The sequence below is a fragment of the Pseudoxanthomonas sp. SGNA-20 genome (assembly GCF_003931635.1).
GTDB lineage: Bacteria > Pseudomonadota > Gammaproteobacteria > Xanthomonadales > Xanthomonadaceae > Pseudoxanthomonas.
On record NZ_RRYK01000002.1, the window covers coordinates 171,871 to 185,026 of the forward strand.

Annotated in this window: 14 protein-coding genes; 5 read left to right on the forward strand and 9 right to left on the reverse strand. The window is 71.9% G+C overall.

Features of this window, described 5'->3' with window-relative positions; all coding sequences use genetic code 11:
• Window positions 1-142: 142 nt before the first annotated feature.
• Window positions 143-1,372, forward strand: a complete 1,230-nt coding sequence (ubiM, locus tag EIM48_RS06080; RefSeq protein WP_125111295.1) for a 5-demethoxyubiquinol-8 5-hydroxylase UbiM — start codon at window positions 143-145, stop codon at window positions 1,370-1,372.
• Between the two features lie 3 nt (window positions 1,373-1,375).
• Here ubiM and EIM48_RS06085 read toward each other — a convergent pair whose 3' ends face one another.
• The 7 genes from EIM48_RS06085 to EIM48_RS06115 form a co-directional block, all read right to left on the reverse strand.
• A complete protein-coding gene (locus EIM48_RS06085; protein ID WP_125076288.1) occupies window positions 1,376-1,933 on the reverse strand; it encodes an NAD(P)H-dependent oxidoreductase in 558 nt (185 codons plus the stop codon).
• 78 nt (window positions 1,934-2,011) lie between these two features.
• Window positions 2,012-3,943 carry an asparagine synthase (glutamine-hydrolyzing) gene (gene asnB / locus EIM48_RS06090; protein WP_125111296.1) on the reverse strand — a complete coding sequence of 644 codons (1,932 nt, stop codon included), beginning with the start codon at window positions 3,941-3,943 and terminating at the stop codon, window positions 2,012-2,014.
• A gap of 1 nt (window position 3,944) precedes the next feature.
• Entirely contained in the window at window positions 3,945-6,209 is a 2,265-nt protein-coding gene (locus EIM48_RS06095) for a thiamine pyrophosphate-dependent enzyme (protein WP_125111297.1), read from the reverse strand.
• 178 nt (window positions 6,210-6,387) lie between these two features.
• Complete coding sequence (locus tag EIM48_RS06100; RefSeq protein WP_199728394.1) at window positions 6,388-6,936, reverse strand: GNAT family N-acetyltransferase; 549 nt, start codon at window positions 6,934-6,936, stop codon at window positions 6,388-6,390.
• A gap of 50 nt (window positions 6,937-6,986) precedes the next feature.
• A complete protein-coding gene (locus EIM48_RS06105; RefSeq protein WP_019397094.1) occupies window positions 6,987-7,535 on the reverse strand; it encodes a GNAT family N-acetyltransferase in 549 nt (182 codons plus the stop codon).
• Between the two features lie 5 nt (window positions 7,536-7,540).
• Window positions 7,541-8,704 carry an acyl-CoA dehydrogenase family protein gene (locus EIM48_RS06110; RefSeq protein ID WP_125108665.1) on the reverse strand — a complete coding sequence of 388 codons (1,164 nt, stop codon included), beginning with the start codon at window positions 8,702-8,704 and terminating at the stop codon, window positions 7,541-7,543.
• 129 nt (window positions 8,705-8,833) lie between these two features.
• Window positions 8,834-9,640 (reverse strand): glycine zipper 2TM domain-containing protein, encoded by an 807-nt coding sequence (locus EIM48_RS06115; protein WP_019397092.1) that lies wholly within the window; start codon window positions 9,638-9,640, stop codon window positions 8,834-8,836.
• Between the two features lie 154 nt (window positions 9,641-9,794).
• Between EIM48_RS06115 and EIM48_RS06120 the strand changes: the two genes are divergently transcribed.
• Window positions 9,795-10,022, forward strand: coding sequence for a DUF6116 family protein (locus EIM48_RS06120; RefSeq protein WP_019397091.1), 228 nt, complete (start codon window positions 9,795-9,797; stop codon window positions 10,020-10,022).
• Window positions 10,022-10,816, forward strand: coding sequence for a TatD family hydrolase (locus EIM48_RS06125; RefSeq protein WP_125111299.1), 795 nt, complete (start codon window positions 10,022-10,024; stop codon window positions 10,814-10,816). Before EIM48_RS06120 ends, EIM48_RS06125 begins: the two co-directional genes overlap by 1 nt.
• Here EIM48_RS06125 and EIM48_RS06130 read toward each other — a convergent pair.
• A complete protein-coding gene (locus tag EIM48_RS06130; RefSeq protein WP_028914660.1) occupies window positions 10,813-11,649 on the reverse strand; it encodes a tRNA threonylcarbamoyladenosine dehydratase in 837 nt (278 codons plus the stop codon). The two genes, EIM48_RS06125 and EIM48_RS06130, sit on opposite strands and share 4 nt — an antisense overlap.
• A gap of 80 nt (window positions 11,650-11,729) precedes the next feature.
• Between EIM48_RS06130 and EIM48_RS06135 the strand changes: the two genes are divergently transcribed.
• Both EIM48_RS06135 and EIM48_RS06140 read left to right on the forward strand, forming a co-directional pair.
• Window positions 11,730-12,161: a cytochrome c gene (locus EIM48_RS06135; RefSeq protein ID WP_125111300.1), complete on the forward strand. Its 432-nt coding sequence runs from the start codon at window positions 11,730-11,732 to the stop codon at window positions 12,159-12,161.
• Between the two features lie 137 nt (window positions 12,162-12,298).
• Entirely contained in the window at window positions 12,299-12,775 is a 477-nt protein-coding gene (locus EIM48_RS06140; protein ID WP_125076283.1) for a glycine zipper 2TM domain-containing protein, read from the forward strand.
• 72 nt (window positions 12,776-12,847) lie between these two features.
• On the opposite strand, the gene EIM48_RS06145 is transcribed toward EIM48_RS06140, so the two are convergent.
• Entirely contained in the window at window positions 12,848-13,057 is a 210-nt protein-coding gene (locus tag EIM48_RS06145) for a cold-shock protein (RefSeq protein ID WP_019397805.1), read from the reverse strand.
• Window positions 13,058-13,156: the final 99 nt, after the last annotated feature.

The following is a 13,156-nucleotide window of genomic DNA, read 5'->3' on the forward strand; positions in this document are numbered from 1 at the left end:
CGCCGGGAAACCGGCGCCGGACGGGGCAGTATAGCCGCCGCGGCCGGGATCCCTGCAGGCCCTGCGCCCGGTTTGACCAGGATCAGGGCCGGGGCCGCCGGGCCCACCTAGACTCGCGCACGGTCCCTGGCAGGAGAAGCGCATGCAGTACGACGTGGTGATCGTGGGTGCCGGCCCGGTCGGGCTGAGCCTGGCGCGGGCGTTGGCACCGCTGGGCCTGGGCGTGGCCCTGGTCGAGCGCCAGCCGCGGGCGGCGCTGGCCGAGCCGGCCTTCGACGGCCGCGAGATCGCCCTGACCCACGCCTCCATGCGCCTGCTGGGCGAGCTCGGCATCTGGGAGCGGATCCCGGCCGGGCACGTCCACCCGCTGCGCCAGGCCCGGATCATGGACCGCGACCTGGCCGAAGCCATGGTGGTCGACCCCGATCCCGGCCACGACCGCCTCGGCAACCTGGTGGCCAACCACCTGATCCGGCGCGCGGCCTGGGACGCGGTCCAGGCCACGCCGGGCATCGCGCTGCACGACCAGGCCCGGATCGCCGCCCTGCACGCCGGCCCCGACGCGGCCTGGGTGCAGCTGCAGGACGGCCCGCGCCTGCATGCACGCCTGCTGGTGGCGGCCGACAGCCGCTTCTCCGAGACCCGTCGCGCGCTGGGCATCGACGCCGACCTGCACGACTTCGGCAAGAGCATGCTGGTGTGCCGGATGCGGCACGAGCACCCGCACCACCACGCTGCCTGGGAATGGTTCGGCACCGGCGCCACCCGCGCCCTGCTGCCGCTGGACGAGCACCTGGCCTCTGCCGTGCTGACCCTGCCCGGCGAGCAGGCCCGGGCCCTGGCGGCGATGGACGAGGCCGGCTTCAACGCTGCGGTGGAGCGGCTTTACGACGGCCGCCTGGGCAGGATGGAACTGGCCGGCAGCCGCCACGTCTATCCCCTGGTGGCGACCTGGGCACGGCGCTTCGTGGGCCCGCGCCTGGCCCTGGCCGGCGACGCCGCTGTGGGCATGCACCCGGTCACCGCGCACGGCTTCAACCTGGGCCTGGCCGGGGTCGAGCGCCTGGCCGGGGTGCTGCGCACCGCCGTCCGCCAGGGCCGCGACCCGGGCGACCCGGCCCTGCTGGCGTTGTACCAGCGCCGCCATCGCCAGGGCTGCTGGCCGCTGTTCCAGGCCACCCGCGCCGTGGTCGGGCTGTACACCAACGACCGCCCGGCCGCGCGCGTGCTGCGCACCGCAACCCTGCGCGCCGGCGCCGCGCTGGCGCCGTTCCGGCGCCTGGTCGCGGCCTCGCTCACCGACGCCGGCCCGGTGGACGCCAGCCCGCTGCAACGCCTGCGCTCGGGCCTGGCGCAGTTGCTGCCGGGCTGAGCCTCAGCCCTCGCGCTGGCGGTCGATCCAGGCCACGAAGCGGTCGACGAAGTCCTCGAGGAACTCACGGGTATCCGCGCTGGACACCCGGCCGTCTTCCTCGACCAGGCCCTCCTGGAACTGGATGAAGGCCTCCGGCTGCGGCAGCACCGCCATGTCCAGGTAGGAAAGGATGTTGCGCAGGTGCTGCTGCGCCAGCGCGGTGCCGATCGCGCCCGGCGAGGCGCCTATCACCGCCGCCGGCAACCCGGCGAAGGCGCTGTCGCCATAGGGACGCGAGGCCAGGTCGATCGCATTCTTGAGCACCCCCGGCACCGAGCGGTTGTACTCGGGGGTGACGAACAGCACCGCGTCGGCGCCGCGGATCTGCTGCTTGAGCGCGTTGCCCTCGGCCGGGTAGTCGCCGTCGAAGTCCTGGTTGTACAGCGGCAGGTTGCCGATCTGCACATGGTCGAACTGCAGCCGGTCCCCGCCCAGCCGCTCCAGCGCCCGGGCCAGCTTGCGGTTGATCGAATCCTTGCGGAGGCTGCCGACGATGACCGCCACCTTGCGCCTGTTCATGGGCCTGCTCCTGGAAGGGAAGGTCCGATCCTAGGAAGCGCCATGCGTGGCCGGGGTGAAGGCCCGGCGCGGCCTGCCTCAGCCGCCGCGGCTGGCCCGCCAGCAGGCGTGCCAGGCCTGGAACATCAGCACGTTCCACAGGTGCGTGTGCCACTTGCGCTGGCCGCGGCGGAAGCCGCGCCAGATCGCGTCCACCCGCGCCGCGTCGAACAGGCCTTCGCGACGCATCGCCACCGGATCCAGCAGGTCGCCAGCCCATTGCGCCAGGTCCCCGCGCAGCCATTGCCCGACCGGCGCGCCGAAGCCGCGCTTGGGGCGGTCGACCATGGCATCCGGCAGGTAGCCGCGCAGCACCCGCTTGAGCAGGTACTTGCTGGTGTCCCCGCGCAGCTTCATGTGCTGCGGCAGCGACCAGGCCAGCTCCACCACCCGCCAGTCCAGCAGCGGCGCGCGCGCCTCCAGGCCCACCGCCATGCTCGTGCGGTCGACCTTGCACAGCAGGTCGTCAGGCAGGTAGGCCATGAAGTCGGCCAGCATCATCGCCTCGGCCTCGCGCCCGGGCAGGCCCAGCGGATCGGCCTCGTGGTAGATGGTCTGCGGCTCGCGCGCGCCGGTCACCACCGCGGCCGGGTTGCGCCAGCGCGAGACGCGGTTGCGGTAGACGTCGCCGATGCCCTGCACGCCGGACTCGGCCAGCAGGGTCGCCACGCCGCCGGTGCGCGCCGATTCGCCGCGCGCCCCGGGGAGGCGGGCCAGGCCGTGGCGCAGCAGGCGTGGCAGGGTCCGCGCCATGCGCCAGTTGCGCAGCGCGCGCTGGTAGCGGCCATAGCCGAAGAACAGCTCGTCGCCGCCGTCGCCGGAAAGCACCACCGTCACCTCCTGGCGCGCCAGGCGGCTGACCATCGCGGTGGGGATCTGCGAGGCATCGGCGAACGGCTCGTCGAACATCGCCGGCAGCTGCGGCACCACCGCCAGCGCGTCGGCGCCGTCGACCTCGAACTCGGTGTGCGCCGTGCCCAGGTAGTCGGCCACCTCGCGCGCCAGCGGCGCCTCGTCGTGGTCCGAGCCGCGGAAGCCGATGGTGAAGCTGCGCACCGGCTCCGCGCTCTGCGCCTGCATCAGCGCGGCCACGGTGGACGAATCGGTGCCGCCGGACAGGAACACGCCCACCGGCACGTCGGCGACCATGCGCAGGCCCACCGCGTCGCGCAGCACCGCATCCAGCGCCGCGGCGGCTTCGTCGTCGCCGCCGACGAACGGGGTAGCGATGGCCTTGCGCATGCGTTCGCGCGGGTCCCACCAGCGCTGCTGCGCGCGCTGCGGGTCGTGCGCGGCGGCGCCGGCGGCCGCCGCCGCCGCGTCCAGCCGCAGCAGGCTGCCGGGCATCAGCTTGAACGCGCGCTCGTGGATGCAGTACGGCGCCGGGATGTAGTTGAAGCGCAGCAGCAGGGCCAGCGCGTCGCGGTCCACGCCGTTGTCGAAATCCGGGTGTCGCCACAACGCCTTCAGCTCGGAGCCGAACACCAGGGCGTCGCCGGCCCAGCCGTAGTACAGCGGCTTCTTGCCGACCCGGTCGCGGGCCAGCCACAGGCAGCGTTCGCGGCGGTCCCACAGGGCGATGGCGAACATGCCGTTGCAGCGCTGCAGGGCGTCCTCGATGCCCCACTCGGCCACCGCCGCCAGCAGCACCTCGGTGTCCGAGTGACCGCGGAAGCGGTGCCCCACCGCCGCCAGCGCGGCGCGCAGCGGGGCGAAGTTGTAGACCTCGCCGTTGTAGGCCAGCACGTAGCGGCCGTCGGCCGATTCCATCGGCTGGTGGCCCAGCGGCGACAGGTCGAGGATGCTCAGGCGCTGGTGCGCCAGGGCGATGCCGGCCTGGGCATCGACCCAGGTACCGGCGTCGTCCGGTCCGCGGTGCACCAGCGCGCCGCCCATCTCCCGGGCGCGCGCGGCCAGCACGTCGCCGTGCAGCCGCGGCTGCGCCATCAGGAATCCTGCAAGTCCACACATCTCAGCTGTCCAGCTCCGCGGCCGCGGCGACGATGTCGTCCTTGCCCGGGATGACCAGGAACGCGGCGCCTGCCAGCGGAGTGTACGTGTCCGCGCCCACCACGCGGCGGAACGGGCGCGCGCCGAAGCCGCCCTCGATGATCGCGGTGACCACGCCTTCGCCCACGCCGGCGCTGCGCCGGCCCTCGTCCACGACCAGCAGGCGCCTGGCGCTGGCCGCCTGCTCGCGGATGAACTCCTCGTTCAGCGGCACCAGCCAGCGCAGGTCGACCACCCGCACCTTCCAGCCCTGGCGTTCCTCGATCCGGCGCGCGGCGCGCAGGCTCATGGGCACGCCGTTGCCGTAGGTGATGATCACCAGGTCGTCGTTGCCCTCGCCGTAGACCCTGCCCTCGCCCAGCGGCATGGCCCGGCCCTGCTCCGGGTACGGGAACAGCCACTGGCCGTCGCCGGCCTCGTGCAGGTCCTTGGCCATGTACAGCGCGATCGGCTCCAGGAACACGGCCACGCGGCCGTCGACCTTCGCCAGCGCGGCCAGGGTGCGCAGCATCTCCACCGCGTCGTCGCCGCGGCTGGGGCAGCCGACCACCAGGCCGGGGATGTCGCGCAGGGCGGTGATCGAGTTGTCGTTGTGGAAGTGGCCGCCGAAGCCGCGCTGGTAGCCCAGGCCGGCGATGCGCACCAGCATCGGGTTGGCGTACTGGCCGTTGCTGAAGAACTGCAGCGAGCAGGCCTCGCCGCGGACCTGGTCGCAGGCGTTGTGGAAATACGCCAGGTACTGGATCTCCGGGATCGGCAGCATGCCCATGTTGGCGTAGCCCTGGGCCAGGCCGAGGATCATGGTCTCGTCCAGCAGGGTGTTGAACACGCGGTTGCCGCGGAAGGCCTTGTACAGGCCCTTGGTCACCGTGTACACGCCGCCCTTCTGCGCCACGTCCTCGCCGAACAGCAGGCTTTCCGGGTACTTGGCCAGCAGCTCGTGCAGGGCCTGGTTGATCTGGACCGCCAGGTGGCGCGGCGCCTGCTTCTCCGGCAGCCTGTCGGCGCCGCCGTAGGCGGCGATGCGCGCATCTTCCGGCGCCGGGCGCGTGGCCTCGGCCGCCACCGCGTCGGGCGAGTATGGCGCCAGCGGCGCCATCACCTGCTCCAGGCTGGCGAGCTTGGGCCGGCGGTCGGCTTCCTCCGCGGCGGCGAAGCAGCGGCGGCGGATGGACTCGTACAGCTCCAGCAGTTCGTCCTTCGAGTAAAGCCCCGACTCCAGGGCGATGGCCGCGCTGCGCAGCAGCGGATCGCTGGCCTCCACCGCGCAAAGCTCTTCGATGCTGCGCCACTCGATCTCGAAGTCGGTGCCGGCGTGGCCCATGATCCGGGTGGTGCGCAGGTGCAGGAAGGTCGGCCGGCGGGTGCTGCGGCAGTGCTCCACCGCCGCCTGCACCTGGGCGTAGCCTGCGGCCAGGTCGAGGCCGTCGGCGTGGAAGTAGTCCAGGCCCGGCATGTTGCGGAAGCGGTTGCCGATCCAGCCGTCAGGGGTCTTCACCGAGATGCCGATGCCGTTGTCCTCGCACACGAACAGCACCGGCGCCGGCAGCTTCTGGTAGGCGGTCCAGGCCGCGGCGTTGAATGCGGTCTGCGCGGTGGCGTGGTTGGCCGATGCGTCGCCGAAGGAACAGATGGCGATGCTGTCGGCCGGCACCGGCAGGGCGTGGCCGATGCGCCGCGCCTGCTCGATGGCGATGGCCGTGCCCAGCGCCTTGGGCAGGTGCGAGGCGATGGTCGAGGTCTGCGGCAGCACCCACAGTGGCTTGCTGCCCCAGACCTTGTGGCGGCCGCCGGAGGCCGGGTCCTCGGCGCTGGCGGCGAAGCTCAGCGCCGAATCCATCACCGGGTCCATGCCCGGCAGCTTGCGGAAGCGCTCGGCCATGAAGCCGCCGCTGCGGTAGTGCAGGAACGCCGGATCGGTATGGCGGGCCAGCCGCGCGACCATGGCGTTGCCCTCGTGGCCGCTGGAGCCGATGGTGTAGAAGACCTTGTTCTGCACCCGCAGCACGCGCGCCATCAGGTCCAGGTGGCGGCTGACCAGCTGCGACTCGAACAGTTCGCGGAAGCCGCGCGCGTCCAGCGCGCTGCCCGGCAACACCGGTTCGTCGTCGCGCGGGCGCGGCCGCGGGCTGCCCTCCCAGGCGCGCACGGCCTCGGTGAAGTTGCGGTCGCAGATCTCGGCGCGGTTGATGCCCTTCTTCCAGGCGGGAATGGCGGCTGCGTTCATGCGTCGGCGGGTCGGTGTCCTGTGCGGGGCGGCGTGCGCCCCGGTGTTGTCGGGATCCAGCGGCGGCCAGTCCGCGCCCGCGCATGCGCGCGCCGGTGCCGGATGGCCTGGGTAGTGTGGACCGCCTGGGCGCCGGGGGCGGCATCGCGGCGGCGTTCGGGCAAGGCGCGCAAGGGATTCACCCGCGCGCGGCGCGGAACGCGCGCCATTCGTCGCGGGTCTGGCCCCAGATCTCGGCGGTGGCATCCAGCGGCGGCGGCAGCTGCCCCATGCGCAGGTAGCGCGAGCCGAGCTTGGTGGCCACCACCTTCGACCTTTCGTTGGCCGGTTCGATGGTGTGGATCACCTCCTCCCAGCCCAGCACGTCGAATACCCAGTCCATGCACGCGGCCGCCGCTTCCGGCGCATAGCCACGGCCCCAGTGGCTGCGGACGATGCTCCAGCCCACCTCCGGGCCCGGCCAGCCCTCCGGCTGCCACGGGCCGACGCGGCCGATCCACTGCCCGCTGGCCTTCTCGATCACCGAGAACATGGCATGGCCCTGCAGGTGCCAGCAGCCGAGCATCGCCGCCAGCCCGCGCCGGGCCACCGGGCGCGGCTGCACGCCGCCGATATGGCGGGTGGCTTCCTCGTCGGCCACGAACGCCGCCCAGGCCTCGAAGTCTTCCCTGCGCGGCACCCGCAGCAGCAGGCGCGGGGTTTCCAGTTGCAGCCGTTCCAGGTCCATCAGCCAGGCTCCTGTGCGATCGTTCGGGTGGCGGTCCGCGGCGGCCGGGCTCAGGCGACGGCTGCGCGCCGCGCCAGCCATTGCGCGCGGGTCTGGCCCCAGATGTCGATCCGCGCTCCGGCGAAGGGCTCGGGCAACCGGCCGGGTCCCTGGTTGCGCGAACCCAGGCGCTGGGCCACCCGCTGCGAGGGGAGGTTCTCCGGGTCGATGCAATGGATGACATGGTCCCAGCCCAGTTCCGCGAACGCCCAGTCGATCGCCGCGGTGGCCGCCTCGGTGGCGTAGCCCCGGCCCCAGGCCTGGGGATGGAAGCTCCAGCCGACCTCGTTGCCCGGCCAGCCCTCCGGCCGCCACGGGCCGGACTGGCCCAGCCACAGGCCGGTGGCCCTGTCGATCACCGAGAACATGGCGAAACCCTGCACCATCCACGCGCCGGGCATCTGCAGGAACTTGCGCCAGGCCGCGGCGCGGCTGGCGCTGCCGCCGATGAAGCGGCAGGCATGTTCGTCGGCCAGCAGCTCGGCGTAGCGCTCGAAGTCGGCCGCCTGCGGCGGACGCAGGACCAGCCGCTCGGTCTCGATGACGGGGCCCTGCGGCATGCCGGTCAGAACGCGTTGATGCCGGTCAGCTCGCGCCCGATCACCAGCTGGTGCACGGTCTCGGTGCCCTCGTAGGTGATCACCGATTCCAGGTTCAGGGCGTGGCGGATCGCGGCGTGCTCGGTGGTGATGCCGGCGCCGCCCAGCAGGTCGCGGCACTCGCGGGCGATGTCGATGGCCATGCGGCAGTTGTTCCACTTGGCCAGCGAGACCTGCTGCGGCTGCATCCGGCCGGCGTCCTTCAGCCGCCCCAGCTGCAGCACCAGCAGCTGCGCCAGGGTGATGCGGCGGGCCATGTCGGCCAGCTTGATCTGCGCGCTCTGGGTCGCCGCGACCGGGCGGCCGAACAGGATGCGTTCCTTGCTGTAGTTCAGCGCCTCGTCCAGGCAGGCGATGGCGGCGCCGATCGGACCCCAGGTGATGCCGTAGCGGGCCTGGGTCAGGCAGCCCAGCGGACCCTTGAGGCCCTTGACGTTGGGCAGGCGGTTGGCCTCGGGCACGCGCACGTTGTCGAAGTACAGGGCGCTGGTCACCGAGGCGCGCAGGCTCATCTTGTGCTTGATCTCCTGGGCGGTGAAGCCGGGCGTGCCCTTCTCCACGATGAAGCCCTGGATGCCCTCGTCGGTCTGCGCCCAGACGATGGCGATGTCGGCCAGGTTGCCGTTGGTGATCCACATCTTGGAGCCGTTGATCACCCAGTCGCCGCCGTCCTTGCGGGCGTGCGTCTTCATGTTGGCCGGGTCGGAACCACCGTGCGGCTCGGTCAGGCCGAAGCAGCCGATCACCTCGCCGGCGGCCATGCGCGGCAGCCACTGCCGCCGCTGCTCCTCCGAGCCGTAGGCGTAGATCGGGTACATGCACAGCGAGGACTGCACGCTGACGAAGCTGCGCAGGCCGCTGTCGCCGCGCTCCAGCTCCTGGCAGATCAGGCCGTAGCTGACCGCGTTGAGGCCGGCGCAGCCGTACTCCTCAGGCAGCGAGGAACCCAGCAGGCCCAGCGAGGCGATCTCCGGGACCAGCTCCTTCGGGAAGCGGCCCTGGTCGAAGCACTCGCCGATGATCGGCAGCACCCGCTCGTCGGTGAACCGGGCTACCGCCTCCTGCACGGCACGCTCCTCTTCGCTGAGCATGGAACGCACGTCGTACAGGTCGTAGGCGGAAAGGGCCATGGCGGATACCGGTTGGGGAAATGGTTGCGATTGTATCCACCGCCCCCGGTGCGCGGGCAATGCGCAGCGCGGCAAAAAAGAAGGCCGCCCCCGGGGGAGCGGCCTTCGGTGCTGGCAACGGGCCCGCGCTTACTGGCGGTTGGCGCCCTGCGCGCCGACGTCCACGCCGGCGGTGACGATCTTGCCGTCGACCACCGGCAGGCGGTCGGACTGCGGCTCCTGGTCCAGGCGCAGGGTGCCTTCCTGGCCCTGGTAGCGGTAGGTCACGTCGTAGCCGACCACCTTGTCCTCGGTGCCCAGGGCGATGCGCTCGCCGGGCTTCTTGTCCATGCGCTTGGTGCCGGTGGTGCCGTCCGGGTTGCGGAAGGTCACGGTGTAGCCGATCACCCGGCTGGACTCGGAGGTGGCGTACTCGGTGCGGCACTGGCGCTCGGTGCGGCTGACGACCTTGCCGCCGACGTGGCGCTTGTCGACCTGGTTGCCGATCACGCCGCCGGCCACGGCGCCGGCCGCGGTGGCGACCTTCTTGCCCTTGCCGCCGCCGACCTGGTTGCCGATCAGGCCACCGATGACCGCGCCGGCCACGGTGCCGCCGACGTTGCCGTCGCGCTCGGGCAGGCGCTCCTGCACCACCACGTCCTCGCACACTTCATGCGGGACCGACTGGGTGGTGGACTCGCGCACCGGCTCGGTGCCGATCACGGTGGCGTAGCGCTGTTCCTTCTCGGTCACCGGGGTGACGGAAAGGATCTCGGCAAACTCCAGCGCCGGGGTCTCCGGCAGCGCATCGCTGGCGGCGACATCGCCGTCCTGGGCCGGAGCGGTGATGGCAGCGACGTCGGAGCCGCCGTCACGGTTGTTCATGTAGGCGGCAGTGGCGATGCCGCCGACCAGCAGGGCACCTGCTGCGATGAGAACGGTGGTGGCTTGTTTCATGGCCGTTGGCTCCTGCGGGACCCATCCCGCTGTTTGACGGGCGCATTCCATCACGGCGAAGCTGAACAGGACCCCGAACAATTTTCCAACATCGCCACGAGCCGGCGCGGACGCGGCATGCTGGTATCCGGATCTTCCCCACGGAGCCGCCGCCATGGCCAACCCCCTGTTGCTGCCCCTGCTGGAATGGGCGCGCCGGTTGCGCTTCCCGACCCTGTTCAAGCTGACCGCCGCGGTGTTCGTGCTCAGCGTGCTGCTGCCCGATCCGGTGCCGTTCATCGACGAGGTCGCGCTGGGCCTGGGCACCCTGCTGCTGGCCAACTGGAAGCGCCGCAAGGATCCGCTGCCGGCGCGATCGCAGGTGCTGCCACCCGGACGCTGATGGACCTGGTCGACAGCCACTGCCACCTGGACGTACCCGAGTTCGACCCCGACCGCGCGCAGGTGGTCGCGCGCGCGCGCGATGCCGGCGTGCGCCGCCAGGTGGTGCCTGCGATCCATGCCGCCGGCTGGCCCGGCCTGCGCGACACCTGCCGCGCCGCGCCGGGACTGTTCCCGGCCTACGGCCTGCATCCGCTGTTCCTGGCCGAACACCAGCCCGCGCACCTGGAACGCCTGCGCGAATGGGTCGAGCGCGAGCAGCCGGTGGCGGTCGGCGAATGCGGGCTGGATTTCTTCGTCGAGGACCTGGACCGCCAGGCCCAGGCCGGCTACTTCGAGGCGCAGCTGCGCCTGGCGCGCGATGCCGGCCTGCCGGTGATCGTGCACGCGCGGCGCGCGGTGGACGCGGTGATCGCCGCGATCCGCCGCATCGGCGGCGCCAAGTCGGGCCAGCCTTCGCGCCTGCGCGGCGTGATGCACAGCTTCGCCGGCAGCCCCGAGCAGGCGCGCCAGCTGTGGGACCTGGGCTTCCTGGTCGGCCTCGGCGGCCCGGTCACCTACGAGCGCGCGCAGCGCCTGCGCCGGCTGGTGGCGGAGATGCCGCTGGAATTCCTGCTGCTGGAAACCGATGCGCCGGACCAGCCCGATGCCGCGCACCGCGGCCAGCGCAACGAACCGGCGCGGCTGCGCACGGTGCTGGACACCATCGCCATGCTGCGCGACGAGGACCCGGCCGCGATCGCCGCGGCCACCACCGCCAACGCCGAACGCCTGTTCGGCCTGCCGCCGGCCTAGCCGGCCACGGCGCAGGCGAAGCCGGCCGCATCCGCCGACGGCGCCGGCCGCCCCTTGAGCAACATCTCCAGCGCCTTGCCGGCGGCGGCGAAGGCGAACGCGCCGGTGACATGGGTGGCCGCGCCCAGGCCGGTGCCGCAGTCCAGCTTCAGCGCTGCGTCGGCGCCCAGCTTCGGGCGTACGCCGCTGACGCTGCCGTCGAACTGCGGGTACTTCACGTTCTCCAGCGAGTACACCGCCGGCACGCCGAAGAAGCGCTGCGGATTGCGCGGGAAACCGAACTCGGCGCGCAGCTTCTTGCGCACCAGGGCAAGCATGGCGTCGTGCTCGGTGCGCGACAGGTCGCGCACCCGCACCAGGGTCGGGTCGGTGCGGCCGCCGGCCGAACCGACCGTCAGCACCGGCTGCTTGCGCCGCCGGCACCAGGCGATCGCCTCGACCTTGGTGCGGAAGCTGTCACAGGCGTCGACCACCAGGTCGAAGCCCTCGCCCAACAGGCTTTCCAGGTTGCCTGCGGTGAGGAACTGCGCCACCGGGCGCGCCTCCACCCGCGGATTGATCGCGCGGCAGCGCTCGGCCAGGACCTGGGCCTTGCCGCGGCCGTACTGGCCCTCCAGCGCCGGCAGCTGGCGGTTGGTGTTGGACACGCACAGGTCGTCGGCGTCGACCAGCACCAGGGTGCCCACCGCCGAGCGCGCCAGCGCTTCGACCAGCCACGAGCCCACCCCGCCGAGCCCGACCACCGCCACCCGGCGCCCGGCCAGCCATTGCGCCGCGCCCACGCCGTACAGCCGGTCGATGCCGGCAAACCGTTCCTGCAGGAATGCGTCCATGGGCGCGCATTCTACCGGTGCGGCTGCAAGCGTCGCCGCCGGCGCCTTATGATGTGCGCCCTTCCAACGGAGCCCGCCGCATGGCCAGCCAGCCGAACCGCCCCTCGCCCGCCGCCCGCTACCTCGTCGTGTTTGCCATCGGCCTGCTGGCGGGCGTGGTCGCCGCGGTGATGGCGCTGCGCGCGCTGAAGGAGCGGCAGGATCCGTTCCCGGACGCGCTGATGAACGTGATGGCGCGCCAGACCCAGGAACTGAAGGCCACCGCCGCGGCCAACCGCTGCGCCGTGCACGATGCATTGCCGCGCCTGCAGTCGCTGCGGGCGATGGCCAACGACCTGGAAACCGCCTTCCCGGGGCTGCGCGACGACCAGCGCTTCGCCGGTGCGGCCTCCAGCCTGCGCGCCAACCTCGACCAGGCGCTGGCCGCGCCGCCGTCGGACTGCGCGCAGATCACCGCCACGCTGGAGAAGATCGGCGGCGATTGCCGCGCCTGCCACCAGGATTTCCGCTGAACCGCGGCTGATGCCAGCCGCCGGCGTCATGCGCGGGCGGGCGCCGGGTTGCCGCGCCGTTCACGAGCATGGCGCAAGGATGCAGCCACGGAAGCGGCCCGGCCGCATCCGCCGGACCACACTTCAGGAGATGCACGATGAAGTCCCGCCTGCTCTGCGCCGCCGTCCTCGGCTCCCTGGCCCTGGCCGCCTGCAGCACCACCTCGCCCAACTACGGCTATGGCTCGTCCTATCCGTCCGGCGGCAGCTATCCGGCCCCGCAATCGTGCCTGGACTGCGGCATCGTCACCCGTATCGACGTGATCGGCTCCAACCGCAGCGCGCCCGCCGCGACCGGCGCGATCCTGGGCGGCATCGTCGGCGCGGTCGCCGGCCATGAGATCTCCGACAAGACCGGTGGCAGCAAGGGCAACCAGAACGTCTCCGCCGTGGCGGGCGCGGCCGCCGGCGCGATGGCCGGCAACGCCATCCAGGGCCGCGTCACCGGCGATACCTACAACATCCACGTGCGCATGGACGACGGCCGCACCGTGGTGATCAACCAGCGCGACCTCGGCGGCATCCGCGAGAACACCTACGTGCGCGTGGTCAACGGCAAGGTCGTGATCCGCTGATCGCCGCCACGACCGGCAAAAAGAAACGGCCCGCATCGCGGGCCGTTTCCGTTTGTAGCCGATGGCTCTGGATCAGGCGGTCTGCACCGCGTCGGCCTGCAGGCCCTTCTGGCCCTGGACGACGGTGAAGGTGACCTTCTGGCCTTCCTTCAGGCTCTTGAAGCCCTGCATCTGGATGGCGCGGAAGTGGACGAACACGTCCTCGCCATTCTCACGGCTGATGAAGCCAAAGCCCTTGGCATCGTTGAACCATTTGACGGTCCCGGTCTCGCGCTCTGCCATTACTGCTTACTCCTGGAACTTTGCTGGGTGGTGGTTACGCCGTGGCCAACGGCGGCTGGTTGCAAGGAGTACGCGAGGTGTAACGATGTAGCAGACCAT